The organism is Rhodoplanes sp. SY1 (genome assembly GCF_046000175.1).
Lineage (GTDB): Bacteria > Pseudomonadota > Alphaproteobacteria > Rhizobiales > Xanthobacteraceae > Rhodoplanes.
Map to the genome: position 1 here is coordinate 49,885 of NZ_JBEOMB010000061.1, position 26,390 is coordinate 76,274.

At 70.5% G+C, this 26,390-nt stretch carries 27 protein-coding genes; 16 read left to right on the forward strand and 11 right to left on the reverse strand.

Annotation, left to right across the window (positions count from 1 at the left end):
* Positions 1–71 precede the first annotated feature (71 nt).
* Positions 72–1,082 carry a polyphosphate kinase 2 gene (gene ppk2, locus ABTU92_RS17015; protein WP_408092674.1) on the forward strand — a complete coding sequence of 337 codons (1,011 nt, stop codon included), beginning with the start codon at positions 72–74 and terminating at the stop codon, positions 1,080–1,082.
* Positions 1,083–1,266: 184 nt separating this feature from the next.
* Here the strand turns inward: ppk2 and ABTU92_RS17020 are convergent, their stop codons facing one another.
* Both ABTU92_RS17020 and ABTU92_RS17025 read right to left on the reverse strand, forming a co-directional pair.
* Positions 1,267–1,443 carry a hypothetical protein gene (locus tag ABTU92_RS17020; RefSeq protein ID WP_408092676.1) on the reverse strand — a complete coding sequence of 59 codons (177 nt, stop codon included), beginning with the start codon at positions 1,441–1,443 and terminating at the stop codon, positions 1,267–1,269.
* A 366-nt stretch (positions 1,444–1,809) separates the two neighbouring features.
* On the reverse strand, positions 1,810–3,009 hold the full coding sequence (locus ABTU92_RS17025) for an amidase (RefSeq protein ID WP_408092678.1): 1,200 nt from the start codon (positions 3,007–3,009) through the stop codon (positions 1,810–1,812).
* 398 nt (positions 3,010–3,407) lie between these two features.
* On the opposite strand from ABTU92_RS17025, the gene ABTU92_RS17030 reads away from it, so the two are divergent.
* Genes ABTU92_RS17030 through ABTU92_RS17045 form a run of 4 tightly spaced genes read left to right on the forward strand, consistent with a single transcriptional unit; the run spans position 3,408 to position 7,135 of the window.
* Positions 3,408–5,150 carry an ArnT family glycosyltransferase gene (locus tag ABTU92_RS17030; RefSeq protein WP_408092680.1) on the forward strand — a complete coding sequence of 581 codons (1,743 nt, stop codon included), beginning with the start codon at positions 3,408–3,410 and terminating at the stop codon, positions 5,148–5,150.
* Positions 5,147–5,995 carry a phosphatase PAP2 family protein gene (locus tag ABTU92_RS17035; protein WP_408092682.1) on the forward strand — a complete coding sequence of 283 codons (849 nt, stop codon included), beginning with the start codon at positions 5,147–5,149 and terminating at the stop codon, positions 5,993–5,995. The genes ABTU92_RS17030 and ABTU92_RS17035 overlap by 4 nt, the downstream gene beginning before the upstream one ends.
* 40 nt (positions 5,996–6,035) lie before the next feature.
* Positions 6,036–6,788 (forward strand): glycosyltransferase family 2 protein, encoded by a 753-nt coding sequence (locus tag ABTU92_RS17040; protein ID WP_408092684.1) that lies wholly within the window; start codon positions 6,036–6,038, stop codon positions 6,786–6,788.
* On the forward strand, positions 6,788–7,135 hold the full coding sequence (locus tag ABTU92_RS17045) for a lipid-A-disaccharide synthase N-terminal domain-containing protein (protein WP_408092686.1): 348 nt from the start codon (positions 6,788–6,790) through the stop codon (positions 7,133–7,135). Before ABTU92_RS17040 ends, ABTU92_RS17045 begins: the two co-directional genes overlap by 1 nt.
* 23 nt (positions 7,136–7,158) lie before the next feature.
* On the opposite strand, the gene ABTU92_RS17050 is transcribed toward ABTU92_RS17045, so the two are convergent.
* From ABTU92_RS17050 to metC, 3 genes are all read right to left on the reverse strand, one after another.
* Entirely contained in the window at positions 7,159–7,575 is a 417-nt protein-coding gene (locus ABTU92_RS17050) for a DUF5615 family PIN-like protein (RefSeq protein ID WP_408092688.1), read from the reverse strand.
* Between the two features lie 10 nt (positions 7,576–7,585).
* A complete protein-coding gene (locus ABTU92_RS17055) occupies positions 7,586–7,837 on the reverse strand; it encodes a DUF433 domain-containing protein (RefSeq protein ID WP_408092690.1) in 252 nt (83 codons plus the stop codon).
* Between the two features lie 91 nt (positions 7,838–7,928).
* Positions 7,929–9,164 (reverse strand): cystathionine beta-lyase, encoded by a 1,236-nt coding sequence (gene metC / locus ABTU92_RS17060; protein ID WP_408092692.1) that lies wholly within the window; start codon positions 9,162–9,164, stop codon positions 7,929–7,931.
* 355 nt (positions 9,165–9,519) lie between these two features.
* Here metC and ABTU92_RS17065 point away from each other — a divergent pair, with 355 nt between their 5' ends.
* From ABTU92_RS17065 to ABTU92_RS17080, 4 genes are all read left to right on the forward strand, one after another.
* Entirely contained in the window at positions 9,520–10,539 is a 1,020-nt protein-coding gene (locus tag ABTU92_RS17065) for an amino acid ABC transporter substrate-binding protein (protein WP_111356546.1), read from the forward strand.
* A gap of 25 nt (positions 10,540–10,564) precedes the next feature.
* Positions 10,565–11,761, forward strand: coding sequence for an amino acid ABC transporter permease (locus ABTU92_RS17070; RefSeq protein WP_408092694.1), 1,197 nt, complete (start codon positions 10,565–10,567; stop codon positions 11,759–11,761).
* Between the two features lie 235 nt (positions 11,762–11,996).
* Positions 11,997–13,166 carry an amino acid ABC transporter permease gene (locus tag ABTU92_RS17075; RefSeq protein ID WP_408092696.1) on the forward strand — a complete coding sequence of 390 codons (1,170 nt, stop codon included), beginning with the start codon at positions 11,997–11,999 and terminating at the stop codon, positions 13,164–13,166.
* A 14-nt stretch (positions 13,167–13,180) separates the two neighbouring features.
* Positions 13,181–13,975: an amino acid ABC transporter ATP-binding protein gene (locus ABTU92_RS17080; RefSeq protein ID WP_408092698.1), complete on the forward strand. Its 795-nt coding sequence runs from the start codon at positions 13,181–13,183 to the stop codon at positions 13,973–13,975.
* A 173-nt stretch (positions 13,976–14,148) separates the two neighbouring features.
* Here ABTU92_RS17080 and sseA read toward each other — a convergent pair whose 3' ends face one another.
* Entirely contained in the window at positions 14,149–15,000 is an 852-nt protein-coding gene (gene sseA / locus ABTU92_RS17085; RefSeq protein ID WP_408092700.1) for a 3-mercaptopyruvate sulfurtransferase, read from the reverse strand.
* A 102-nt stretch (positions 15,001–15,102) separates the two neighbouring features.
* Positions 15,103–15,825, reverse strand: coding sequence for an alanyl-tRNA editing protein (locus ABTU92_RS17090; RefSeq protein WP_408092702.1), 723 nt, complete (start codon positions 15,823–15,825; stop codon positions 15,103–15,105).
* Between the two features lie 210 nt (positions 15,826–16,035).
* On the opposite strand from ABTU92_RS17090, the gene ABTU92_RS17095 reads away from it, so the two are divergent.
* On the forward strand, positions 16,036–16,191 hold the full coding sequence (locus ABTU92_RS17095) for a DUF3096 domain-containing protein (RefSeq protein ID WP_408092704.1): 156 nt from the start codon (positions 16,036–16,038) through the stop codon (positions 16,189–16,191).
* 163 nt (positions 16,192–16,354) lie between these two features.
* Here the strand turns inward: ABTU92_RS17095 and ABTU92_RS17100 are convergent, their stop codons facing one another.
* Positions 16,355–17,392 carry a cysteine synthase A gene (locus ABTU92_RS17100; protein ID WP_408092706.1) on the reverse strand — a complete coding sequence of 346 codons (1,038 nt, stop codon included), beginning with the start codon at positions 17,390–17,392 and terminating at the stop codon, positions 16,355–16,357.
* Positions 17,393–17,568: 176 nt separating this feature from the next.
* On the opposite strand from ABTU92_RS17100, the gene ABTU92_RS17105 reads away from it, so the two are divergent.
* Complete coding sequence (locus ABTU92_RS17105) at positions 17,569–18,033, forward strand: RrF2 family transcriptional regulator (protein WP_408092748.1); 465 nt, start codon at positions 17,569–17,571, stop codon at positions 18,031–18,033.
* Positions 18,023–18,724, forward strand: coding sequence for a class I SAM-dependent methyltransferase (locus tag ABTU92_RS17110; RefSeq protein ID WP_408092708.1), 702 nt, complete (start codon positions 18,023–18,025; stop codon positions 18,722–18,724). Before ABTU92_RS17105 ends, ABTU92_RS17110 begins: the two co-directional genes overlap by 11 nt.
* Positions 18,725–18,746: 22 nt before the next feature.
* On the opposite strand, the gene ABTU92_RS17115 is transcribed toward ABTU92_RS17110, so the two are convergent.
* Positions 18,747–20,201 (reverse strand): cryptochrome/photolyase family protein, encoded by a 1,455-nt coding sequence (locus ABTU92_RS17115; RefSeq protein ID WP_408092710.1) that lies wholly within the window; start codon positions 20,199–20,201, stop codon positions 18,747–18,749.
* A 386-nt stretch (positions 20,202–20,587) separates the two neighbouring features.
* Here ABTU92_RS17115 and thiL point away from each other — a divergent pair, with 386 nt between their 5' ends.
* The 3 genes from thiL to ABTU92_RS17130 all read left to right on the forward strand — a co-directional run bounded on the left by thiL (position 20,588) and on the right by ABTU92_RS17130 (position 23,946).
* Positions 20,588–21,640: a thiamine-phosphate kinase gene (gene thiL, locus ABTU92_RS17120; RefSeq protein ID WP_408092712.1), complete on the forward strand. Its 1,053-nt coding sequence runs from the start codon at positions 20,588–20,590 to the stop codon at positions 21,638–21,640.
* 328 nt (positions 21,641–21,968) lie between these two features.
* Positions 21,969–22,946: a quinone oxidoreductase family protein gene (locus ABTU92_RS17125; RefSeq protein WP_408092714.1), complete on the forward strand. Its 978-nt coding sequence runs from the start codon at positions 21,969–21,971 to the stop codon at positions 22,944–22,946.
* Positions 22,947–23,202: 256 nt separating this feature from the next.
* On the forward strand, positions 23,203–23,946 hold the full coding sequence (locus ABTU92_RS17130; RefSeq protein ID WP_408092716.1) for a lysostaphin resistance A-like protein: 744 nt from the start codon (positions 23,203–23,205) through the stop codon (positions 23,944–23,946).
* 19 nt (positions 23,947–23,965) lie between these two features.
* On the opposite strand, the gene ABTU92_RS17135 is transcribed toward ABTU92_RS17130, so the two are convergent.
* The gene (locus ABTU92_RS17135) at positions 23,966–24,895 is read right to left on the reverse strand and encodes an alpha/beta fold hydrolase (protein ID WP_408092718.1); all 930 of its coding nucleotides are present in this window, start codon (positions 24,893–24,895) and stop codon (positions 23,966–23,968) included.
* A 396-nt stretch (positions 24,896–25,291) separates the two neighbouring features.
* Positions 25,292–25,447, reverse strand: a complete 156-nt coding sequence (locus ABTU92_RS17140) for a hypothetical protein (RefSeq protein ID WP_408092720.1) — start codon at positions 25,445–25,447, stop codon at positions 25,292–25,294.
* 215 nt (positions 25,448–25,662) lie between these two features.
* On the opposite strand from ABTU92_RS17140, the gene ABTU92_RS17145 reads away from it, so the two are divergent.
* The gene (locus ABTU92_RS17145) at positions 25,663–26,385 is read left to right on the forward strand and encodes a GntR family transcriptional regulator (protein ID WP_408092722.1); all 723 of its coding nucleotides are present in this window, start codon (positions 25,663–25,665) and stop codon (positions 26,383–26,385) included.
* The last annotated feature ends 5 nt before the right edge of the window (positions 26,386–26,390 follow it).

Genomic DNA, 26,390 nt, shown 5'->3' on the forward strand with positions numbered 1-26,390 from the left:
TCGCACACTCGCCGGCACTGTCTGGTCCGGCGATTCCCATCGCCGGTTCAGAGACTTCACCGGAGCGACAGATGGACGACCGCAAGCCGGGACACGGCAAGCCGGGCAATGAGAGACCGGGCAACGGCAATTCGGACGACGGCCGTGCCGGCGACCGTCACGGCGCCGAGGGCAGGCCGGAGAACGGCGGCCTCGACTGGCTCGACGCCGAGCTCGCCGACACGCTCGACGAGGACTACGAGCTCGAGCTGTCCGAGCCGGCGCTGTCGGAAGAGATCCGCAAGATCTACAAGCGGACGCATCCGCCCTCGATCGATCGCCGCGACTATCTGCGCAACCTGATCACGCTGCAGGCCGAGCTGATCAAGCTGCAGGACTGGGTGCAGCACACCAAGGCGAAGATCGTCGTCATCTTCGAGGGACGCGACTCCGCCGGCAAAGGCGGCGTCATCAAGCGCATCACCCAGCGGCTCAACCCACGCGTCGCCCGCGTCGTGGCCCTGCCGGCGCCGACCGAGCGCGAGCGCACCCAGTGGTATTTCCAGCGTTACGTGCCGCATCTGCCGGCCGGCGGCGAGATCGTGCTGTTCGACCGCTCCTGGTACAACCGCGCCGGCGTCGAGCGGGTGATGGGCTTCGCCACCGAGGACGAGGTCGAGCAGTTCTTCCGCGACGTGCCCGAGTTCGAGCGCATGCTGGTGCGCTCCGGCATCATCCTGTTGAAGTACTGGTTCTCGATCACCGACGAGGAGCAGCAGATGCGCTTCCTCATGCGCATCCACGATCCGATGAAGCAGTGGAAGCTGAGCCCGATGGACCTGCAGTCGCGGGTGCGCTGGGAGGACTACACGCGCGCCAAGGAGGACATGCTGTTCCGCACCAACATCCGCGAGGCGCCGTGGTTCATCGTCGAGGGCAACGACAAGAAGCGCGCGCGGCTCAACTGCATCGACCACCTGCTGAAGCAGATTCCCTACGCGCCGGTGCCGCACGTGCCGATCGCGCTGCCGGATCGGGTGTTCAACCCGAACTACGAGCGCCGCACGCTCCCGGCCGAGCTCTACGTGCCGATGAAGTATTGAGGGAGGTCGTCGAGCTTATACGCGATCCGGCCTTTCAGCTCGGTGGTCATTCCGGGGCGGCGCGTCGCGCCGAACCCGGAATCCAGCGGAGCTTTCGGAGTTCGCCGCTGGATTCCGGGTTCGCGGCTTTCGCCGCGCCCCGGAATGACGGCGAACTGATCAACCGGAAACGGTCTAGAACCGATCAAATCAGGTCGTTGTCGACGCAGTAGGCGACGGCGGAACGGTCGGCGGGGGTGCGGCGGGCTTCGCGGCCGGTCGGGCGACCGGTCTCGGCGCGCTCGACCTTGCTGTCGGCCGGGGCACGGCCGGTCTGCTGGGGCGCGTCGGTGTCGAAGGTTCGCAGCTCGGTACGGGGCATTGCGCAGTCTCCGGAAAGGCACGCCGGATGCGTGCCGGGGGATCTTTCGGTCTGGCCTTCTGTCGCCGGCCCGGCGGTCGTTCCGCCCGGCCGGCCCCTGTCATCTGGTGGGCCGATCGGGCGCAAATAAGGTGCGGCGGTGACCGGAATGGTTCGATCCCGGGCGCGATCGCGGCAGTGTCCGCGAGGCTGCAGACTGTCCGCGACGGCGGTGAAGGATGTCTTGCGCAGCTCGCCGGAGGAAACCCCGTCCTGATCACGAAGGCGCGAGCGCGATTGCCGCCGCGCGTTGCGCCCGTGCAACGGACGCCGCGTCGACGCTTCGTATACCAAGCGTATACCAAGCCGAGAGAAAGGTCGCCGCTGCTACCCGGCCGTGGCCCCGACGAAGGGGGCGAGCCGTACCGCGAGGTCGAGCAGCGCCTCGTCGCCGCCGGCCCAGCCGATGAAGGAGAGGCCGACCGGGCAGCCGTCGAGCGTGCCGACCGGGATCGTCACCTGTGGCAGCCCGGCCATTCCGGCCGTGCAGGTGAGTCGCATCACCCGTACCCGGAACGACTCGAGCAGGTCCTGCGGCGCGTCGACCTTCGGGGCGACGCAAGGCACGGTCGGCAGCGCCAGCACGGTGCCGGGCTTGACCACGCCGCGGATCCAGGCGAGCGCCGCCGCCTTCACGGCATAGGCCTCGTTGGCGGCCGCCTCGGTGACGGTCGCGGCGAACGCCATGCGCTCGCGCACGCCGGGGCCGAAGCGCGGCCGTTTCGTTTCGACGAAGTCGCCGTAGACCTGCCAGATCTCGCGGCCCTGGATGATGCGGAACGCCTCGCGCCACGGGTCAAAGCCGTCCGGCGCGATCGCCCCGTGGGTCGGGGCGGGCAGGGCGGCTGCCATGACGTCGAGCGCGTCCTGGAGGAAGGCCGCGACCGGCTCGTCGGCCTGCGCGAAAGCGTCGTCGAGCACGATCAGCTTCTCGACCGCCCCGGCCACCGGATGGTGGTCGAGCAGAACGGGCCCGAGCGCACGAAGCACCCCGGGCGCCGTCGACATCCAGCCGGCGACGTCGAAGGAGGGCGCCATCGGCATGGCGCCGGCGAGCGAGACGCGGCCGTGGGTCGGGCGAATGCCGTAGAGCCCGCAGAAGGCGGACGGCACCCGCACCGAGCCGCCCGTGTCCGAGCCGATCGCCACGTCGCAGGCGCCTGCGGAGGCGGCCGAGGCCGAGCCGCTCGACGAGCCGCCCGGGATGTGGCCCGGCGCGCGCGGATTGAGCGGCGTGCCGTAATGGGCGTTCACCCCGGCGACGCTGAAGAAGAACTCGTCGCACACGGTCTTGCCCGTGATGGTGGCGCCCGCCGCGAGCAGCGCGGCCACCACGGCGGCGTTCGCGGTCGCCGGCGGATGGGCGGCGAGCCAGTCCGGGTTGCCGCCGCCGGTGCGGCTGCCTTCGATGTCGTACATGTCCTTGACGGCCACCGAGAGCCCGGCGAGCGGTCCGGCCGGCGCACCTTTCACGGGCGCGGCGAGGTCGTGCGGCACGAAGGCGGAGCGGAAGGTCTCGGTCGGCATGGGGCGGGTCCGGGAGTTTTTTGCGCGAGGCGAGGGGTTTCGTCGATGATCCCGAAGGGCGCCCGAGTCAACCGAGCCGGTCGCATCGCTTCCCCTCGTGCGAAGCGGAGCGTCGTGCCCCGACCGTCGGCGCCGGTCGAGGGTCCAGTCCCCGGTCCGCCACAGCGGGTTGGCACGAGGATCCCGGCCGACGCCGCGCCGCGGCGGCTCGGCGGGATGGCAGGTCGTCACCGCTCCAGTTGATCCAAAGTTTCGGCAGCCACCGGTACGGCGCTGAAAAAATATGAAAATAGAACGGTGTGGCCGCGCTGCGACACCGGCCGGGACTGCGCCCGGCGGGCGCTTTCGCGGGCGGTTCCTTTTCTCTATTGTCCGCGCGACTTCAGCAGGACCCGGGAATGTCCGCCAAGAGCTTCGGAACGGCCAAGAGCTTCGGAACCGCAACGAGCCGGAAGACCGCCGCGCTTCTCGAGGCGCTGCTGGCCTGGGCCGCGGCGCGCCACCGCAACGCCGCGATCCTTCTGGTCGCGGTGTCGCTGCTCGCCTTTCTGCCGGGCATCTTCCAGCTCCCGCCGATCGACCGCGACGAGGCGCGGTTCGCCCAGGCGACCAAGCAGATGCTGGAGACCGGCGACCTCGTCGACATCCGCTTCCAGGAGGAGAGCCGCTACAAGAAGCCGGTCGGCATCTACTGGCTGCAGGCGGCCGTCGTCGGCGCCGCCGAGACGCTCGGCCTGCCGGAGGCGCGCACCCGGATCTGGCTCTACCGCGTGCCGTCGATCCTCGGGGCGGTCGGCGCCGTGCTGCTGACCTACTGGACGGCGCTCGCCTTCGTGTCGCGGCGGGGCGCCGTGCTGGCCGGCCTGATGATGGGGAGCTGCATCCTGCTCGCCGTCGAGGCGCGTCTCGCCAAGACCGACGCGGTGCTGTTCGCCACCACGGTGGCCTCCATGGGGGCGATGGCGCGCGCCTACCTGATCGAGCGCGCGCAGCGCCCCGATCCGGGCCATCCCTGGGCGCTGCCGGCGATCTTCTGGACCGCGATGGCGGCCGGCTTCCTGATCAAGGGGCCGCTGATCGTGATGGTGGTGGGCCTCACCGTGGCGGCACTGGCGATCGCCGACCGGTCGGCCCGCTTCGTGCTGCGCCTGCGGCCGCTCGCCGGGCTCGCCTGGATGCTGCTTCTGGTCCTGCCCTGGTTCGTCGCCATCGTGCTCAAGAGCGGCGCGGGCTTCTTCGAGGAGTCGCTCGGCCGCGACCTCCTCTCGAAGGTGGGCAGCGGCCAGGAGGCGCACGGCGCGCCGCCCGGCTACTACTTCCTGCTGTTCTGGGGCACCTTCTTCCCGGCCTCGATCCTGGTGCCGATGGCGTTCGGCGCGGTGTGGAAGAGCCGTAGCGTGCCCGAGGTGCGCTACCTGCTGGCCTGGCTGATCCCGACCTGGCTGGTGTTCGAGGCGGCGATGACCAAGCTGCCGCACTACGTGCTGCCGGTCTATCCGGCCGTCGCCATCCTGCTCGCCATGGCGATCGACCATCAGGCGCTGTCGCGCAACATCTGGCTGCGCCGGGCGCCGATGTGGTGGTTCATCCTCACCGCCGTGGTGTCGGTCGGGCTGATCGTGATCAACATCTGGATCGGCCAGCGCTTCGGGCCGACGACCTGGCTGCTGTCGGGCATCGCCCTGACGCTCGCGCTGTTCGCCTGGTGGCTGTTCGAGGCGGACGGCGTCGTGGTGTCGTTCATGCGCATGGTCATCGCCATGATCGTGCTGTTCACGGCGGCCTTCTCGGCGACCTTTCCGACCATCGGGACGCTGTTCCCGTCGCTGCAGCTCGCCCGCTTCGTCGCCTTCGGCCGCTGCGACCAGGTGCTCGCCGCGACGGCCGGCTATCACGAGCCGAGCCTCGTCTTCCTGGTCGGCACCGATGTGCGCCACGTCTCCGGGGCCGGCGCCGCCGACTTCCTGGCGCGCGGCGGGCGGTGCCGCTACGCCTTCGTCGAGAAGGGCCACGAGCGCGCCTTCGTGCAGCGTGCCGACGCCATCGGGCTGCGCTACGCGCAGGGGGTCCGGATCGACGGCGTCAACTATTCGAGCGGCCGTGCGGTCTCGATCCAGACCTTCGTCGGGGTCGATCCGTGACCGTGGCGAGCGGATACGGCGCGGCTCCCGGGCGCCGGCCGAACGCGCTCGCGCTGCTGGGCCGCAACCTCGCCGCCTGGCTCGCCGTCCTGTTCGTCGCCCCGCGAAAACCGCCGCGGACGCCCGGCTTCAAGGCCCTGGTGCTGGCGCATCGCTGGCAGGCGGCGGTGGCGCTCGGCCTCGTCCTCGCCGCCATGGTCGTGGTCGATCCGCTCGCCCCGCACGTGAAGGCGTCGCCGCGCTGGGTGATCGACCTGTTCGAGGACATCACCGATTTCGGCCGTTCGGGCTGGATCCTCATCCCAGCGGCGTGCGTGATCGTGTGGATCGCGGCGCTCGTGCGGCCCGGCCTCGACCGCGTCTCGCGCGCCGTGCTGGCGGCCGTGGTCGTGCGGCTCGGCTTCGTGTTCGTCGCGGTCGGCCTGCCGGGTCTCGTCGCCACCATCCTCAAGCGCTGGATCGGCCGGGTGCGCCCCTCCGATCTCGGCCCGTTCGCCTATCAGCCGCTGTCGTGGCGCGCCGAATGGGCGAGCCTGCCGTCCGGTCACACCGTCACGGCCTTCGCGGCGCTGGTCGCCATCGGAGCCGTATGGCCGGCGCTGCGGCCGGTGATGTGGATCTACGCGCTGCTCATCGCGCTCAGCCGGGTGATCGTCTCGGCGCATTTCCCGAGCGACGTGATCGCCGGCGCCGCGTTCGGCGCCTTCGGGGCCGTGCTGGTGCGCGAATGGTTCGCGTCGCGCCGGCTCGGCTTCTCGGCCGCGCCGGACGGCACCGTCCGGGCGCTGCCCGGACCTTCGTTGCCCCGTGTCCTGCGGGCGCTCGCCACCGCGACCGAGCGGTGAGGGCCGGGCGCCGCCGACACCTTCAGGAGCTGTTTCGTCGATGACCCAGACTGGATCGGGACCGGCCGTGGCCGTGGTGGTGCCGGTGCGCAACGAGGCCGAGAACGTCGCGCCGCTCCTCGCCGAGATCGTGACGAGCCTCGCCTCCGAGGGCCCGTTCGAGGTGATCTACGTGAACGACGGCTCGACCGACGACACCGGCGCGGTGCTCGACCGGCTGCGCGCCGAGCGGCCGTGGCTGCGCCACGTGCGGCACGCCACGTCGTGCGGCCAGTCGGCGGCGGTGCGCACCGGCGTCGGCGCGGCGCGCGCGCCGCTCGTCGCCACCCTGGACGGTGACGGCCAGAACGACCCGAGCTTCATCCCGGCGATGCTCGACCGGCTGCGCAAGGACGGTCATGTCGGTCTCGTCGCCGGCCAGCGGGTCGGCCGCAAGGACACCGGCTTCAAGCGCCTGCAGTCGCGCATCGCCAATGCGGTGCGCTCGAGCGTGCTCAAGGACGGCACCCGCGACACCGGCTGCGGCCTGAAGGCGTTCCGTCGCGAGGTGTTCATGGCGCTGCCCTATTTCGACGGGCTGCACCGCTTCCTGCCGGCCCTGGTGCGGCGCGACGGCTGGACCATCGCCTATGTCGACGTGAAGGACCGGCCGCGCCGGCACGGCACCTCGAAATACGGCTTCTTCGACCGGCTGTGGATCGGCATCCTCGATCTCGCCGGCGTGTGGTGGCTGATCCGCCGCCGCAAGCAGGTGCCGCAGGTGACCGAATCCAAGGTGACGGAGAAGGCGTGATGCTGATCGATCTGTCGCACGCCGTCGGCGGCTATCTCTACGACGTGTTCGTCACGAGGCTCGACTGGTGGGTCTTCCTCGGCATCGTCGCCCAGGGCCTGTTCACGATGCGCTTCGTCGTGCAGTGGCTCGCTTCCGAGAAGGCGGGCCGCAGCGTCGTGCCGATGGCCTTCTGGTGGTTCTCGATCTCGGGCGGCGTGCTCTTGCTCGCCTATGCGCTCTACCGACGCGACCCGGTGTTCATCGCTGGCCAGGGTTTTGGTGTGTTTGTCTATCTGCGCAACCTGCAATTCGTCCTGCGCGAGCGAAAAGCCGGACGCGAGGTGCAGGGCAAGGGGATGGGGTAGGGATCAGAGCCGATGGGATAGGATCAGTCCCACATCGGATCGTCGATGTACCGACTGTCATGTGCCTCGGAACTCCAAGCGCGCACGACCACACGGCCGTCGTTCAGCACCTCGATCGCCGTGTTGACGAGATCACCGCCGCGTTCGGCGAGAGCGTCGAGGGCTTGTCCCAGAAGGCGCTTCTGAACGACCCGCGGCACCGCGGGGACGATGACGATCAGGCCGCAGTGGATTGGCAGCCTCGCGTATTCCCGCAGGAAGTGGCGGCGGTTGTTGGTGACGACGACATAGTCGTTGTCCAGCGCGAAGGCGGCCAAGTTCCGGTCCTGCCAGCCGGTTTTTCCGAGCCACGCGACGTGATCGCAGGCAATCCCTCTGGCCTTCGCTGATGCGACCAGGCTCACGCTCAGGCATTCGTCGATCAGCAATCTGCTGCTCACCGGAGCCTCGTCAGAGGAGGGTGCGGCGTCTCCAGCCCGGGCCGTAGGTCGCTTCCGCCCACGCCGCGACAGCATCGATCCCGTCGAGCGGAAGGCTCGGGTAATCCTCGAAAACATCCTCGGCACTGTGGCCGGCGCGAAGGTAGGCCACGATGGTCTCGGCCGGAATGCGCGTGCCCGCCACGACCGGAACGCCGTCCATCACGGACGGGTCGGACACGATCTCGGTCGGGATCGAAGGGCGGAGGCGCGGGGCGGCCATCGGTCTCTCCTTGGAGCAACGATAACGCGTCCCGCGCGAAAATGCACCGCTGCGCGACCCGCCTGTGCCGGACGCGGCGCGGCGTCGGCCGTCACCCGGCCGCGTGCAGCGCCGCGAAGCCGCGCTCCAGGTCGGCGATCAGGTCGTCGGTGTCCTCGAGGCCGATGTGGAAGCGGATGGTCGGGCCGCCCGGCTCCCACGTCGTCGCGGTGCGGATCTTGGTGCAGTCGAACGGGATGGCGAGGCTCTCGTAGCCGCCCCACGAGGCACCGATGCCGAACAGCGTCAGGGCGTTCAGGAAGGCGTTCATGGCGCCCGGCGACGCCGGCCGGAACACCACCGAGAACAGGCCGCTCGATCCGGTGAAGTCGCGCTTGAAGATCGCGTGGCCGGGATGCGAGGGCAGAGCGGGGTGCAGCACGCGCAGCACCTCGGGCCGGCGCTCGAACCACTGCGCCACCTTCAGGGCCGCGGCCTCGTGGGCGGCGAGCCGCACGGCGAGCGTGCGCAGCCCGCGCTGGGCGAGGTTCATGTCGTCCGGCCCGACGCACAGACCCATCCCGAAGACGGTGTCGCGCAGCGCCTTGTTGGTGCGGGCATTGGCGGCGACGCAGCCGAACATGATGTCGGAGTGGCCGCCGATATACTTGGTGCCGGACTGGATCGACAGATCGACGCCGCGGTCGAGCGCCCGATAATAGAGCGGCGTCGCCCAGGTGTTGTCCATCAGCACGACGGCGCCGCGCCCATGCGCGACCTCGGCGATCGCCGGGATGTCCTGGATCTCGAAGGACAGCGAGCCCGGCGCCTCGACGAACACGGCCTTGGTGTTCGGCTGCATCAGCGCGCCGATGCCGGCGCCGATCGTCGGGTCGTAATAGGTGGTCGAGATGCCCCAGCGCACCAGCAGCGTGTCGCAGACCGTGCGGGTCGGGTCGTAGGCCGAGTCCGACACCAGCACATGATCGCCGGCGTCGAGCACCGCGAGCAGCGCCGCCGAGATGGCGGCGAGCCCCGACGGCAGCAGGCAGACGCCGGCGCAGGCCGGGCCCTCGATGGCGGCGAGCGCGGCCTCGAGCGCCTCCGAGGTCGGGGTGCCGCGGCGGGCATACTTGTAGCGCGAGCGGCGCGCCAGATAGTCCTCGGCCGTCGGGTAGAGCACGGTCGAGCCGTGGAACACCGGGGTGTTGACGAAGCCGTAGTGCTCGTGCGGATGCCGGCCGCCGACGACCAGTCGGGTGCGGTCGGTGCGGGCGCTCGCGCCGTGCCCGGCGTGTCCGGTGTCGCTGCCGTGGGCGGTGCCGTCGCGATCGTCGGGGGACTTCATGGCGGGTATCCTGGGACTATGCGTTCAAGGGGCTTTCGGGACATTCGAGCGGGCCTTGCAGGCGCGTCCGGCGGCACCGACATGCGGCAGGCGAGCACTTGACCGGGCTCGGCATTCGTTCTGATATGCCGGTCCGGAATGCGCTCCGCTGCGATCCATGCGTGCTGCAGCCCTTTTTACGGCACGAGACATGCATCACTGGCGCTCGGAGCATCCGCTCGGACGTTTCGACCGGTCCCGGCGACCGATCGCTGCGCGGGCGCCGCGACGGACCGCTACGACCGTTCGCTGCGACCGATCGCTGCGACCGGCCGTGCCCTTGCACCGGACTCCACGCACTGTCAATGAGGCGATCATGAAACGGGTTTTCGTCGCTCTGCTCACCGCGTGCGCAGCCCTGACGACGGGCGCGCCTGCGGAGGCGGCGACTCTCGACACCATCAAGGCGCGCGGTGCGCTCAACTGCGGCGCCAACGGGCAGCTCCCCGGCTTCGGCATGCCCGACGCGCAGGGCATCTGGACCGGCTTCGACGTCGAGCTTTGCCGTGCCCTCGCGGCGGCGATCTTCAACGACCCGCAGAAGGTGAAGTTCGTCGCGCTCACCGCCAAGGACCGATTCACGGCGCTGCAGTCCGGCGACGTCGACGTGCTGATCCGCAACACCACCTGGACGCTGTCGCGCGACACCCAGCTGGGGCTCAACGCCACCGGCATCAACTACTTCGACGGCCAGGGCTTCATCGTCCGCAAGGATCTCAAGATCAACTCGGCGCTCGAGCTCAACGGCGCCTCGGTTTGCGTCCAGCAGGGCACCACCACGGAGCTGAACCTGTCCGACTACTTCCGCTCCAACAAGATGGCGTCGTCGAAGCCGATCGCCTTCGCGACGCTCGACGAGGCGCTCAAGGCCTACGACAGCCGCCGCTGTGACGCCTACACGACGGACGCCTCGCAGCTCTACAGCGTGCGCCTGAAGCTCGCCAGGCCCGAGGACCACGTGGTCCTGCCGGAGATCATCTCCAAGGAGCCGTTCTCGGCCTTCGTCCGGCACGGCGACGACCAGTGGTTCGACATCGTGCGGTGGGCCCTGTTCGCCATGCTCAACGCGGAGGAGTTCGGCATCACCAAGGCCAATGTCGACGAGCAGGTGAAGTCCGACAATCCGGAGATCAAGCGCCTCCTGGGCACCGAGGGCAATTTCGGCGAGGCGCTCGGGCTGACCAAGGACTGGGCGGTGCGCATCGTCAAGGGCGTCGGCAATTACGGCGAGGTGTTCGAGCGCACCATCGGCCAGGGCTCGCCGCTCAAGATCACGCGCGGCCAGAACGCCCTGTGGACCAAGGGCGGCCTCCAATACGCACCGCCGGTGCGCTGATCCCAGCCGCGCGGGGGACCGCGCCATGAGCGAACGGGCGGGCGCCCCCGTGCCGACGGCGAGCTTCCCCGAGGTGCCGCTGTGGCGGCGACCTCGGGTGCGCGGCATCGTCTATCAGGTGGTGCTGTGCCTCGTCGTCGCCGCCCTCGCCTGGGCCGCGGTCGCCAACGTCTCGGAGAATCTCGCCCGCGCCCAGATCGCCACCGGCTTCGGCTTCTGGAACGTCACGGCCGGCTTCGATATTTCGCAGACGCTGATCTCCTACTCGGCGCAGGCCTCCACCTATGGCCGCGCCTTCTGGGTCGGCCTCCTCAACACGTTGCTGGTCGCCGTGCTCGGTATCGTGCTGGCGACCATCCTGGGCTTTCTCATCGGCATCGGCCGGTTGTCGCAGAACTGGCTGGTCGCCAAGCTGTGCGGTGGCTTCGTCGAGCTGATCCGCAACATCCCGCTGCTGCTGCAGCTCCTGTTCTGGTACAACGCGGTCCTCAAGGCGCTGCCGGACATCCGCACCAGCATCGCGCTGCCGGGCGGCGGCTTCCTCAACAATCGCGGCCTGTTCCTGCCCGACCCGCAGATCGGCGGCGGCGGCGCGGTCGGCATCGCACTGCTTGTCGGCGTCGCGCTGGCGATCGGCTTCGGGGCGCTGCACGAGCGGGTGGGGGCGTTCGGGCGCGGCGGGCGCCGAGCCCTCGTGACGGTGCTCCTCGTGCTGGTGCCGCCCGCCGTCACGGCGGCCGTGGTCGGCGTGTCGATCGCCTTCTCGTATCCGGAGATGGGGCGCTTCAACATCCGCGGCGGGCTCGAGGTGCTGCCCGAGTTCGTCGCGCTCCTCGTCGGTCTCGCGATCTACACGGCCGCCTTCATCGCCGAGGCGGTGCGGGCCGGCCTGATGGCGGTGCCGAAGGGGCAGACCGAGGCGGCGAGCGCGCTCGGCCTGCGCCGCGGGCCGGCGCTGCGACTCGTCATCGTGCCGCAGGCGATGCGCGTGATCGTGCCGCCGCTCACCAACCAGTATCTCAACCTCACCAAGAACTCCTCGCTCGCGGTCGCCATCGGCTACCCGGATCTCGTGCAGATCTTCACCGGCACGGTGCTCAACAACACCGGCCAGGCCGTCGAGGTCGTCGTCATCACCATGGCCGTGTACCTGTCCATCAGCCTCGCAACCTCGGCGCTGATGAACTGGTACAACGCCTGGATCACCCCGGCGGAGCGGTGAGCGGGATGATGAGGATCGGTCTGCACGCCTGTTCGCGCCGCGGCGCCCGCTTCTCCCTCCCCCCTTGTGGGGGAGGGTCGGGGAGGGGGGTGAGCCGCAGACTCCGCGCGTGTGGCTCACCCCCCTCCCGTCGCGCTTCGCGCGAAACCCTCCCCCACAAGGGGGGAGGGAACCACCCCATGAAGGCGGTTGGCCCCGGAGAGCCGCAGGCAGAGGTGAAGGGAGGGCGGCGCGCATGACCGACCTCGCCGCACCTCCGGCCGAGACGGCACGTGTCGCCTATGTCCGCACCACGCCGGTGCCGCACGTGGCGCGGCCGCCGCTGCCGTCCGGGCCGCTCCACTGGGTGCGCAAGAACCTGTTCGCGACGCCGCTGAGCGGGCTGCTCACGCTGCTGGTGATCGCGGCGGCGTGGTGGACGATCCCGCCGCTGGTCGACTTCATGCTGATCGACGCGGTGTGGAGCGGGTCGGGCCGCGACGCCTGCCTGCCGTCGGCCGGCAATCCCGATCCGGGCGCCTGCTGGGCCTTCGTGCGCACCTGGTTCTCGTTCTTCATCTACGGCCCGTATCCGCTCGCCGAGCGGTGGCGTGTCGACGTGTTCTTCGCGCTGCTCGCCTTTGGCACCGTCTGGCTCCTGTGGCTCGACGCGCCGCGCCGCGACCTCGGCGCCGCCTTCTTCTTCCTGGCGCTGCCGACCGTCTCGTTCATCTTGCTGCGCGGCTGGCCGACGCTCGGCCTCGCGGTGGTCGACACGGCGCTGTGGGGCGGGCTTTTGGTGACGCTGGTCGTCGCCTCGGTCGGCATCGTGGTGTCGCTGCCGCTCGGCATCCTGCTGGCGCTCGGGCGGCGCTCGACCATGCCGGCGGTGCGGCTCCTCTCGATCGGCTTCATCGAGCTCGTGCGCGGCGTGCCGCTGATCACGGTGCTGTTCATGGCGAGCGTGATGCTGCCGCTGTTCGTGCCGCCCGCCTGGTCGCCCGACAAGCTCCTGCGCGCCCTCGTCGGCATCGCGATCTTCGCCTCCGCCTACATGGCCGAGGTGGTGCGGGCCGGCCTCGCCTCGATCCCCAAGGGCCAGTACGAGGCGGCGCGGGCGCTGGGGCTCGGCTACTGGCGCATGCTGGCGCTGGTCGTGCTGCCGCAGGCGCTGCGCGTGACGATCCCCAACATCGTCAACAACTACATCGCGCTGTTCAAGGACACGACGCTGGTGTTCTTCGTCGGCATCTTCGACTTCCTGCGCACCATCGAGATCGCCCGCGTCGATCCGGCCTGGGCGACGCCGGTGACCAGCACCACGGGCTACGCCTTCGCGGCGGTCTGCTACTTCGTCGCCTGCCACTTCATGTCGCGCTACGCGACCGGAATCGAGCGGCGCCTCGCCGCCGGCGACCGGCGCTGAGAGGACCTTTCGCCATGGGCGTGACCACCGAAACCCGCGCCGACGTGCCGCCCGCCGCTACGAGCGACGCGCCGGGCGATATCGCCGTGAAGATCTCCGGCGTGTACAAATGGTTCGGCGAGTTCCAGGTGCTCTCCGACGTGAACCTCGAGGTGACGCGCGGCGAGCGCATCGTCATCTGCGGCCCGTCGGGCTCCGGCAAGTCGACGATGATCCGCTGCGTCAACGCGCTCGAGCCGTTCCAGCGCGGCTCCATCGTGGTCGACGGCGTGTCGGTGACGGACGATCTCAAGCGCATCGACGAGGTGCGCCGCGAGGTCGGCATGGTGTTCCAGCAGTTCAACCTGTTCCCGCATCTCACGGTCCTGCAAAACTGCACGCTGGCGCCGATCCATGTGCGAAAAATGCCGCGCAAGGAGGCCGAGGAGATCGCGATGCGCTATCTCGCCCGCGTGCGCATCCCCGAGCAGGCCAACAAGTACCCGGCGCAGCTTTCGGGCGGCCAGCAGCAGCGCGTGGCGATCGCCCGCGCGCTGTGCATGAGCCCGAAGATCATGATGTTCGACGAGCCGACCTCGGCGCTCGATCCCGAGATGGTCAAGGAGGTGCTCGACACGATGGTGTCGCTCGCCGAGACCGGCATGACCATGCTGTGCGTCACCCACGAGATGGGCTTCGCGCGCCAGGTCGCCGACCGCGTCGTCTTCATGGACGCCGGCCAGATCGTCGAGATCAACACGCCGGAGGAATTCTTCTCCCATCCGCAGCACGAGCGGACGAAGACGTTCCTGGGGCAGATTCTGGGGTGAGTTCTTCACCTCTCCCCGCGTGCGGGGAGAGGTCGAAGTCCGCGCTGTAAGCGCGAACTTCGGGTGAGGGGGCGTCACCGCGAGTGCGCCGTCGAGGCTGCCCCTCACCCCAACCCTCTCCCCGCAGGCGGGGAGAGGGAGAGCCGGCGCCGTGCTCGCGGCTCCTGGCGATTTTACCCCTTTGCGGTCGCGATCGGCAGATCGCCGCGGCCGGCCCATTCGGTCCACGAGCCGTCGTAGAGGGCGACCGGATCGCGGCCGAGGGTGTGGAGGGCGATCCACAGCACGGCGGCCGAGACGCCGGAGCCACAGGTGGTCAGCACCGGTTTTTCCAGGTCGACGCCGCCGGCCGCGAAGGCGGCGCGCAGCGCCTCGGCGGATTTGAGGGCGCCGTTCTCGACGAGGGCGGCATGCGGCACGTTGAACGAGCCCGGGATGTGGCCGGACGGGAGACCGGCGCGCGGCTCGGGTGCCTCGCCGCGGAACCGGTCGGCGGCACGCGCGTCGACCACCTGGGCCGAGCCCTCGGCGATGGTCTTCTGCACCCGCGCGACGTCGGCGACAAGGTCGGCCGGCGGCGTGACCTGGAACGTCTTCGGCGGGCGGCTCGACGTCCCGCCCTCGACCGGCCGGCCTTCGGCGATCCAGCGCGGAAATCCGCCCTCCAGCACGAACACATTGCGCGCCCCGAACAGCCGAAACGTCCACCAGACGCGCGGGGCCGAGAACAGGCCGAGCCCGTCATAGACGACGACGGTGTCGGTCTCGGCGATGCCCATGGCGCCGACCGCGGCGGCGAATTCTTCTGCCGTCGGCAGCATGTGGGGCAGCGTGGTCGCCTGGTCGGCGACGGCGTTGATGTCGAAGCGCAGCGCGCCCGGGATGTGGGCCGCCCGATACTCGGCCGCGGCGTCGCGGTTCTGGGTCGGCAGATAATAGGAGGCGTCGAGCACGACGAGGTCTTTCTCGCCGAGCTTTTGCGCGAGCCATTCCGTCGAGACGAAGGCCGAGGGGCGGGTTGTCATGGTGGATCCTGTGGGCGGGATTTCAGGGCAGGATTTTGGCGAGGTCTTGCGAGCGGGCCGGCGGCGCGGTGCGCCGTGCGCGCGAAGCCCGGACGCGGCGGGTCAGGCGAAGGCGATGCGGACGCGGCGGTTGATCTTGCCCTTCTTCTCGATCTGGGTGACCCGCACGGCGCCGATCTCGGCGGTGCGCGCCACGTGGGTGCCGCCGCAGGGCTGCAGGTCGAGGCCCTGGATCTCGATCAGCCGCACCCGGCCCGTGCCGATCGGCGGCTTCACCGACATCGTCTTGACGAGGCCGGGATTGGCCTCGAGCTCGGCATCGGTGATCCAGCGGCTGGTCACCGCCGCGTCGGTCGCGATCATCTCGGCGAGCTTGTCCGTGATCGCGTCCTTGTCGAGCCCGGCGTCCGGGATGTCGAAGTCGAGGCGGCCGTCGGCGTCGCCGACCGAGCCGCCCGTCACCGCGTAGGGCAGCACGGCGGACAGCAGATGCAGCGCCGTGTGGATGCGCATGCGGCCGTGGCGCAGCCCCCAGTCGATCGCCGCGTTCACGGGCGTGCCGACCGCGAGCGCCGGCACGGCGGCGCCCTTCGGCGGCAGATGGGCGATCTCGGTCTTCAGCGGGTCGGTGAAGACGGCGGTTTCGATCGGGATCACGGTTCCGTCGCCGACGGTCAGGGTGCCGCGGTCGCCCGGCTGGCCGCCCGAGGCGGCATAGAACACGGTGCGGTCGAGCACGATCCCGCCCTCGGGTGTCACGCCGACCACGGTGGCGTCGCAGTCGCGCAGATAAGAATTGTCACGGAAGAGGCAATCGGTCGGCATCGCGCCCTCGCGAGGTAACGTCCGCGCTCCGTCCTACCGGCAAACGCCGTGGCCGTCGAGGCGTCGGGTCTCAATTTGCGCCGAATCGAATGAACAGGGTCCGTGGTACCGCGTTGTTCGGGTACCGAGTCGCAGGGGTACCCGAACCGTTCGGGCAAGCATCGTCCGGGTGGGCCGTCGGCCCGCCAGCCAGTCTCCGGGAGCACATCGATGACCATCACGGCCGCCCATATCGGGCCCTTCGTCGCCCTCGCCGCCGGCATCCTCATCCTGATCATGCCGCGGCTCCTCAACTACGTGATCGCCATCTATCTGATCGTGATCGGCCTGATCGGGCTGAACGGGATTTATCACTTCGTGCGGTGAGGCTCTGCTGCTCTGCAGCCGAAGTAGCGCACACGGAGCAGACGTGACGCGCTGAAAGCCGGTCGGATAAGCCCGATGGTGCGGGCATTCTGACGCCGCGGTGCGTGCGGCGTGGCTGCCTCTCCCCTGCGGGGAGAGGTCGAGACGAGCGTCCCGATCAGCTTCACGCGTTGATGTAGGGCACCGTGATGCGGGACGGCCGGATCAGCCACTCCGGCACGGGAATCCCCTTGCTGCGCAGGAACTCCGGGTTGAACAGCTTCGACTGATAGCGCGTGCCGGAGTCGCACAGGATCGTCACGATCGTCTTGCCGGGGCCGAGCGCCCTGGCGAGCCTCATCGCGCCGGCGATGTTGATGCCGGACGAGCCGCCGAGGCACAGGCCCTCCTGCGCGATCAGGTCGAACAGCAGCGGGATCGCCTCCTCGTCCGGGATCTGATAGGCGAGGTCGATCGGCGCATCCTCGAGGTTCTTGGTGATGCGCCCCTGGCCGATGCCTTCGGTGATCGACGAGCCTTCCGACTTCAGCACGCCCGTCGTGTAGTACGAGAACAGCGCCGCGCCCTTCGGATCGGCGAGGGCGATCTTCACGTCCTTGTTCTTCGCCTTCAGCGCCATGCCGACGCCGGCGAGCGTGCCGCCGGTGCCGACCGCGCTGACGAAGCCGTCGATGGTGCCGCCGGTCTGCTCCCAGATCTCCGGGCCGGTGGTGCGGATGTGGCCCTCGCGGTTCGCCACGTTGTCGAACTGGTTCGCCCAGATCGCGCCGGCCGGCTCGCTCGCCGCCAGCTCGGCCGCGAGGCGGCCCGAGATCTTCACGTAGTTGTTCGGGTTGGCGTAGGGCACGGCCGGCACCTCGACCAGCTCGGCGCCGAAGGCGCGCAGCGCGTCCTTCTTCTCCTGGCTCTGCGTCTCGGGGATCACGATCACGGTGCGGAAGCCGAGCGCGTCCGCCACCATCGCGAGTCCGATGCCGGTGTTGCCGGCCGTGCCCTCGACGATGACGCCGCCGGGCTTCAGCGCGCCGCGGGCGATCGCGTCCTCGATGATGAACAAGGCGGCCCGGTCTTTCACCGACTGGCCGGGATTCATGAACTCGGCCTTGCCCAGAATGGTGCAGCCGGTCTGTTCCGACGCGCGCTTGAGCTTGATCAGCGGCGTGTTGCCGATCGCGCGCGTCACGTTCTCGCTCATCTGCATGCTTTCTCCGTTCGGCATGGCGGCTGTCGATCGTGAAGCAGGTTTTGGCGCGACAGTGAACCGGGCCGGTGGAGAAGAGCAGACCCTATTTCGCGTCCTCCGGGCAATTCTCATCTCCGTCGCGGCGATCATGGCGCGCATTGACGGTTCGCGAATCACGTAATATATCGAGTTACATGAGACGGGACGGGCGGCTGTCGGGCATCTTGCATGTGCTCCTGCACATGGCGCAGCGGGACGCGCCGGTGACGTCCGAGGTCCTAGCCAAGGCCATGCAGACCAACCCGGTGGTGATCCGGCGAATCTTGGCGGGCTTGCGCGAGCACGGCCTGGTGCGGTCCGGCAAAGGCCATGGCGGCGGCTGGTCGTTGGCGCGGGATCTCTCCGCCATCACGCTGCTCGACGTCTACGCGGCGCTCGGCCGTCCCCCGCTGTTCGCCATCGGCAATCGGGACGCGGCACCGGCCTGCCTGGTCGAGCAGGCCGTCAACGGCGCTCTCGACCGGGTGCTGGACGACGCCGAGGCGCTGCTGCTGGCGCGGCTCGGCGAAATCACGCTGGCCACGCTGAGTGCGGACTTCCACGCGCGGCTCGCGGCGCGGGGGGGCGTCCATCGATCGGAGATTCCGGATGTCGCTTGAACCGAGCCCGCTGAACTTCCTCGATGCCTTCGAGGATCCCGCAATGGTGGCGCGCTACACGGACGGTCCGCGGCGCTTCGTGCCGGGGTTCGACGATCTCCACCGCATGACCGGGCTGCTCCTCGCCGAGCGGGTGCCGAGCGACGCGACCGTGCTGGTGCTCGGAGCCGGTGGCGGGCTCGAGCTGAAGGCGCTGGCGGAGGCGCAGCCGGGATGGCGCTTCGTCGGCGTCGATCCGGCGGCCGAGATGCTGCGGCTCGCGGAGCGCACGCTCGGGCCGCTCGCGGCGCGGGTGCAGCTCGTGAAGGGACTCATCGACGATGCGCCGAAAGGGCCGTTCGACGCGGCGACGTGCCTGCTGACGCTGCATTTCCTCGACGCCGACGAGCGACGCCGCACAGCCGGCGAGATCAGGCGGCGCCTGAGGCCGGGAGCGCCGTTCGTGGCGGCGCATTCGAGCTTTCCGCAAGCCGCCGCGGAGCGCAGTGTCTGGCTGTCGCGCTACGCGGCGTTCGCGGTGGCGTCGGGCGCCGAGCCCGAGCTCGCCGAGGGCGCCCGCAAGGCCGTCGAGGCCCATCTGCCGCTGCTCGATCCGGCCGAGGACGAGGCGGTGCTGAACGATGCCGGCTTTTCCGGCGTGAGCTTGTTCTTTGCCGCCTTAACATGGCGCGGCTGGGTGGCCTACGCCTGAGCCGCGCCGGCTCCCTCTGGTCTCACGCCTTGGTCTCGGCGAGCGCGGCCAGCGCCCGCTCGCGGGCGACTTTATGATCGACGAGGGGCGCCGGATAGTTTTGTCCGAGCGTCACGCCGGCGGCGGCCAGCTCCAGCGGCGGCGTGTCGAAGGGCCGATGAACGTGCTGTGCTCCGAGACGGCGCAGCGCGGGACTCCAGTGCTTCACATAGGCGCCGTCGGGATCGAATTTCTCTCCCTGCAGGACCGGATTGAAGATGCGGAAATAGGGTGCCGCGTCGGCGCCGGAGCCGGCGACCCACTGCCAGCTCGCCGCGTTGTTGGCCGGATCGGCGTCGAGGAGCGTGTCCCAGAACCAGCGCTCGCCCTCACGCCAGTCGATCAGGAGGTGCTTCACCAGGAACGAGGCGACGACCATGCGCACCCGGTTGTGCATCCAGCCCGTCGTCCACAGCTCGCGCATCCCGGCGTCGACGATCGGATAGCCGGTCTCGCCGCGCTGCCAGGCGCGCAGTGCATCGGGGTCGTGGCGCCACGGGAAGGCGTCGAAGCGCGGCTGGTAGTTTTTGGTCGCGAGCCCGGGATTGTGCGCGAGCAGGTGATACGAGAACTCGCGCCACACCAGCTCGGCGACGAACTTGTCGATGTCCGGGCCGCTCGCGCCGCCGCGCCCCGCGTCGCGGGCATGCTGCGCGGCGTGAAAAACCTGGAACGGGCTGATCTCGCCGAAGCGCAGATGCGGCGAGAGGCGCGACGTGTTGGCCCGGTCCGGCCGGTCGCGCAGCGTCGCGTAGCCGTTCAGACCCTCGTCGAGGAACGACGCCAGCCGGTTGCGGGCGCCGGTCTCGCCGGGCGTCCAGAGCGGGCGAAAGCCGGCCGCCCAGTCGGGCGCAGTCGGCTCCAAGCCCCAGTCCTCCAGCCGGTCGGAGGCGACGCCCTCGACGCCCCGCAGCGCCTTCGGGGCGGGTAGGGGGCTGCGCGGCGCCGGCCGGGCCAGCAGGGCGCGCAGGAACGGCGTGAACACGCCGTAGGGTCCGCCCGTCTTGGTGCGCATCTGCGCCGGCTCGACGAGCAGCGACGCCTGGAAGGTCGCGACGCCGATCCCGCGCGCGGCGAGCGCGTCGGCCACGGTGTCGTCGACGGCGGCGGCGACCGGCTCGTAGCGTCGGTTCCACACGACCTCGGCGGCACCGACCTCCTCGACCAGGGCCGGGATTTTTTGGGCCGCCTGCCCGCGCCGCAGGATCAGGGAGACGCCGTGGGCGCGAAGATCCGCGGCGAGCGCCCGCAGCGACCCGGCGAGCCACCAGCGCGCCGCGCCGCCGAGCGGCCGGACGCCCGGGGTCTCGTCGTCGAGCACGTAGGCCGCGACCACCGGGCCGTCGCCGCCAGCGGCGGCCGTCAGGGCCGGGTTGTCGGCGAGGCGGAGATCGTCCCGGAACCAGACGAGGATCGGGGGAGATTCGGCATGCGGCATGCGACGGGTTCCGGGCGGTGTTGGCTGGTCTTTCGATACCACTCCGCGGAAAAGCGTGCAGCCGGCCGGACCGAAGCCGATGATCGTCCTGGATGGTACGCGCGGGGCGCCGTCCGGTTCACTCGCCGTCGGACAACCGGGCGTTTGCGCGGGATGCGCCGCGCCCGGCTGCTCCCGTGCCCCGGACAAGGCGCAGCGGGCCGCAGGCCCGATGGGCCGCAGAGCCGGGGCCCAAGGGGCGGCACGGGGATGCGCCTCGTCAGGATCGCCCCTGGGTCCCGGGTCACTCGCGTTGCGCCGCGCCCGGGACACGAGGTCTTGCGAGGGTCGAACCCGACGAAAAATGCTCTACGCTCGCCCGACGACGACTCGGAGCCGGGGAGCCCATGACCAGCGACGATGGAAAGAACGGCTCCGGCGAGGACCGGCTGATCGCCCGGCATTTCGCTCCGCTCGCGACTCATCCGGGGGCGTTGGGGCTGTCCGACGACGTCGCCGTGATGACGCCGCCGGACGACTGCGAGCTGGTGCTGGAGACCGACGCGATCGTCGCCGGCATGCATTTCTTCGCCGACGACTCGCCGGCCGCGATCGCGCGGAAGGCGCTGCGGATCAACCTGTCGGACCTCGCCGCCAAGGGGGCGCGGCCGCTCGGCTTCCTCCTATCGCTGGCGCTGCCGCGGCGGCCCGGCCGCGCCGCGCCCGACGCTGCGGCTGCCGCCGTGGCAGTCGACGACGCCTGGCTCGCGGCCTTCGCCGCCGCGCTCGGCGAGGACGCGACCGCCTATGGCTGCCCGCTCTACGGCGGCGACACGGTCGCCTCGCCCGGCCCCGTGATGATCTCGGTCACGGTGATCGGCGCCGTTCCCACCGGCACGCTGGTGAAGCGCAGCGGCGCCCGGCCGGGCGACCGCGTTCTCGTCACCGGCACGATCGGCGACGCCGCGCTCGGCCTCGTGCTGCGGATGGAGCGGGCCGGGGCCGAGGACTTCGGCCTGACCGCGGCGGAGCGCGACCATCTCCTGTCGCGCTATCTCGAGCCGCGGCCGCGCACCGCGCTCGCCGAGGCGGTGCGCACGCACGCGACCGCCGGCATGGACGTGTCGGACGGGCTCGCCGGCGATCTCGCCAAGCTGTGCCGGGTCTCGGGCGTCACGGCCCGGGTCGAGGTCGGGCACGTGCCGCTGTCGGGCGCGGCGCATCGCCTGCTCGACGCCGCGCCCGAGCACTTGGCCGCCGTGCTGTCGGGCGGCGACGACTACGAGATCCTCTGCACGGTGCCGCCCGAGCAGCTGGCGTCTTTCACGGCGGCCGCGGAAGCCGTCGGCGTGCCGGTGACCGACATCGGCGAGATTTTTGAAGGCCAGGGCGCCCCGGTGCTGCTCGGGCCGGACGGCCACCCGCTGGCGCTCGACCGGGCGAGCTTCAGCCACTTCTGATCCCGACTCCTTTGATCAGCGTCCCGTCATTCCGGGGCGCGGCGAAGCCGCGAACCCGGAATCCAGCGGCACCGTCTGCGTCTGGGCTGGATTCCGGGTTCGGCGCTGCCGCGCCGCCCCGGAATGACCGTTAGGGGCCGTTCACCCGAGCGGCACGCCGGATCGGCTCGCCATGCCTGCCCTGCGCGTGGCGCCGGATGCGGAGCCGCGGTCGCGCTTGCGCGGAAAGACCCGTTTCCTATGATCTCGCCCCCGGCGGCGCGCGCCGCCGCGCCCCGCATATCGGCCCGGGCCGAGCCTCCCGGGAGCAAATCGGAAGGAGACGTCCATGGTGGCTGCCGTGCGAGTGCACAAGGTCGGCGGACCCGAGGTGCTGACCTACGAGGAGGTCGACGTCCCGGCGCCGGGACCGGGCCAGATCCGCATCAGCCAAGCGTCGTGCGGCATCAACTTCATCGACACCTACTTCCGCACCGGCCTCTATCCGTCGCCGGTCGGGCTGCCCTTCATCGCCGGCAACGAGGGCGCCGGCACTGTGACGGCGGTCGGCCCGGACGTGACCGACATCGCGGTCGGCGACAAGGTCGCCTATGTGGTGGCGCTCGGCGGCTACGCGGCGGAGCGCCTTCTCCCGGCGGCCCGCGTGGTCAAGGTGCCGGACGGCATCGACCTCGCCCAGGCCGGCGGCATCATGCTCAAGGGCATGACCGTCTGCTATCTGCTCCGCCGCACCTTCAAGGTCGGGCCGGAGCACACCATCCTGATTCACGCCGCCGCCGGCGGCATCGGCCTGATCGCCTGCCAGTGGGCGAAGCGGCTCGGCGCCACCGTGATCGGCACGGTCGGCTCGAAGGAGAAGGGCGAGCTCGCCAAGGCGAACGGCTGCGACCACGTCATCTACTATCGCGACGAGGACTTCCCGGCCCGCGTCAAGGAGATCACCGGCGGGGCGCTGTGCGACGTCGTCTATGACGGCGTCGGCAAGTCGACCTTCCCGGCCTCGCTCGACTGCATCAAGCCGCTCGGCATGTTCGTCTCGTTCGGCAATGCGTCCGGCTCGATCGAGGCGTTCAACATCAACCTGCTGCAGGCCAAGGGCTCGCTGTTCGTGACGCGGCCGACCCTCAACCACTACGCCGCGAGCCGCGCGGATCTCGACGGGCTGGCGAGCGAGCTGTTCGAGGTGGTGAAGAGCGGCGCCGTCAAGATCCCGATCCAGACCCGCTACGCCCTGAAGGACGCGCAGCAAGCCCATATCGACCTCGAGTCCCGGGCGACCACCGGCACGTCGATTCTGGTGCCTTGAGCGGCGTCGGGACGACCTCCGGATCCCGACTGGCTCACTCGGTCGAAGGCGCAGCTCCGAGCCCGCGGCTCCTGGGTCCCGGGTCGGCGGTGCACCGCTTCGCGGCGCACCGCGCCCGGGACACGAGGTCCGGGGGCGCGGCGGACGTCATTGCCCGACGGTCGGGTCGACACAAGGCCTCGTGTCCCGGGCGGAGCGCGTCGCATCGCGACGTGCGCAGACCCGGGACCCAGGGGCCAGGGGCGAAAGGGCCGTGATGTCGTCGACGAAAGCCCCGAGCCACGGCGAGCCGTCGGCCGGCGAGATGCCCTGGGGCATGGTCGCGACCGTCGCCATCGCTCTACTGGCTTTCGGGCTCGGGCAGGCGGTGGCGGCGGTTCTTCTATCGGGCTGGCTCGGTCCGGCGGCGCTCGCCGGACCGGCGCTGCCGGCGCATGGCGGCGCCGTCGTGCTGGTCGTCGTGGCGGCCAATGTCGTGCAGACCGTCACGCTCGTCCTGGCGGCGCGCGTGAAGGCTGGCTCCGCCCTCGGTTATCTGGGATTGGACGTGCCGGCCCGGCGCGACCTTTTGGTCGGGCTCGCGAGCCTCGTCGCGCTGGTGCTGGTCGCCGACGGCGTGACGCTCGCGGCGGGCCGCGATCTCGTCCCGCCGATCCAGATCGCGATCTGGCGCAGCGCGTCGGCGCAGGGCGTGCTGTGGCTCCTGTGGCCGGCCCTGGTGATCGTCGCGCCGATCGGCGAGGAGATCCTGTTTCGCGGCTTCGTGTTCCGCGGCTGTGCCCGCAGCGACAGGAGCGCGGTGCCCACCATCGTGCTGACCGCGTTCGTGTTCGCGCTCCTGCACGTCCAGTACGACTGGGTCGGCGTCCTCTTGATCTTCGGCGTCGGCCTCTTGCTCGGCTGGCTGCGCTGGCGCACCGGATCGACGACGCTGGTGATCGTCCTGCACGTCGCCCTCAATCTCGAAGGCATGATCGAGACCATGATCCTGGCCGGGTAGGGCGCCGAGGCGGGCGCCCTCACGCGGCCGGACGGCCGGCGATCTGGCGTCGGCGCAGCGCCCGCGTCCATGTCGCGAGGCCGCGGCGCAGCGGCCGCAGGTCGATCAGGCGACGGTCCGCCCGCAGCACCCGTTCCACCGCGTGGACGACGGCGGTCGGCCGGACATGGTGGATCATGTGGCCGCGCCCCTCCACCCGCACGGTCGTGCAGTGCGCCATCCGGGCCGCCAGCCAATCGACGTGGTGGTCGAAGGGGGCGATGCGGTCGCAGTCGCCGGCGATCACCACGGCCGGGCAGGCGATCTCGTGCAGGCGGTCGGCCACCGTCTCCATCACCGCGTTGAAGCCGTTCAGCTCCGCCGCCATCGCCATCACGGCGTGCGGCTGTACCGCCACCGCGAAGGGCAGCCTGAGCACATGGTCGGGCACGGGATCGGGCGCGAAGGTCGCGGCCAGCGAGCGGGCGGCGAGGAACGGCGCCACCTGGGGCAACGCCCAGCGCACCGGCCAGCCGAGCATGCGCTTCGACGCCACCCGCAGCAGCGGCCGCGCCGACGGCGGCGTCGGGCGGCAGAACGGACCGAGCAGCACGAGGCCGGCGAGGCGGTCGGGCCGGGCGAGAGCGAGGCACAGCGCGATCGACGACGCGAAGGAGTGGGCGACGATCACGGGCCGATCGACCGCGAGCGCGTCGAGCACGGCGGCGAGCCACTCCGCCTGGCGATCCGGCGCCATGCGGTCGGCCGGCTGCGGCGCCGAGCCGCCGTATCCGGGTCGATCGATCGCCAGCAGTCGGTGTCCGCCGGACAGCTCGAGCAACGGCGCCATGATCTCCTCGGCGAGCCCGCTGACCCCGTGCAGCAGCACGACCGGCGGGCCGGACCCCGCCTCGAGCACATGGGCGGCGCCGTCCGGCAGGTCGATGGTGAGGTGTCGTGGCGAGGTCATGCGGGCACCGCGGCGGTCTGCTCCTGATCGGCGGACGGGCGCCGTCATGGTGCAAATCGGGGCGGAGTGCCTGCGGTTCCTGTGTCGGAACCGGGACGGTCGGGGAGCGATCACGCCGCCGCACCAGGGTGTCACCCGAAAGGGTGTCGCCCGGAACCGCGAGCGACCCGGTGGGCTTGGTGCGGTATGGCGACCGAACGCGAGAAGCAGCCGAAACGAGACGGTGCGGACTCCGAGGAGGCCGGGAGGCGAGACCTCCCGAAGGCCGGCCCGCACGCCGCGCCAAAACTCACCGATCCGGAGAAGACGCCCGGCAGCGGGACACTGCCGAGCGACGAGGAGAACGCCGGCGGCGCGACGGAGGCTCCCACCGGCTGAGCCGAGTGGCGGCCCGCATCAGCCCTGCATGCGGCGGCGCCGGCTGCGCACCGGAACCGGGACGAGCCGTGGCTCGGCGTTCGCGGCGAGCGCCCGGAGGCCGGCAGCGAGGATCAGGCCGAGCGCCACGATCAACCCGGTCGCCGTCATCATGTCCGCACCCACCCCGCTCATCGCGCTCTCCTGTTGCCTGTCGACCTCTTTACGACGGTGAGGCCGGTTCGGATCACAACCCGCCGCTGCCTCACCATCGTCGACGATCTCGTTCGAGATGTGGGTTCGATCGGCGGAAAATGAACCCTGCCGCGGGCGATTATTGACAATCTGTCGCGGTCGGTGAAGGCTTCGGTCCAGCCCCCCAGCCGCCCCAGCCGCGCCGGTCTCCCGCCTTGACGCGATCGTCCGCCACCTCGTCTCCCTCCACGCTGCGCGACCGCGCGCTGCGCGAGGTCGTCCGCCGCATCGAGGAGGACGTCATCTTCGGCCGGCTCGCGCCCGGCGCCCGGCTGGTCGAGGACCGGCTGATGACCCGCCACGGCGCCAGCCGACACTGCGTCCGCCAGGCGCTCGCCCAGCTCGAGCAGGCCGGCCTCGTCCGCCGCGAGAAGAACGTCGGCGCGACGGTGCGCTCCTACGCGGCCGAGGAGGTGGTGAAGATCTACGAGGTGCGCGAGCTGCTCACCCGCCAGGCGGCGCTGATGATCGCGCTGCCGGCGCCGGCCACGCTGGCCGAGCATCTCGCCGCGATCCAGAACCGCTACCGCGCCTGCATCGCGGCCGGCGACCTGCGCGGCGTCCACGAGGCGAACGACGAATTCCATCTCGCGCTCTTCTCGGCCTGCGGCAACCCGTATCTGGTGCGCACCCTGCAGGACTACATGAACCTGACACTGCCGATGCGGGCCAAGAATCTCGGGGACCGCGCCGGGCGCGACGTCTCGGTGCGTCAGCACGACATGATGATCGAGCTTCTGGGCGGCCGTGACTCCTGGGCGCTCGCCCAGCTCTGCGTCGCCCATCTGCAGGCCAGCAAGGCCGATTATCTGGCGCGGGTCGCGGCCGGCGCGCCGGCGCCGCTGGCGATCGTCACGGAGGGCCGGCCCGACCGATGAGACGA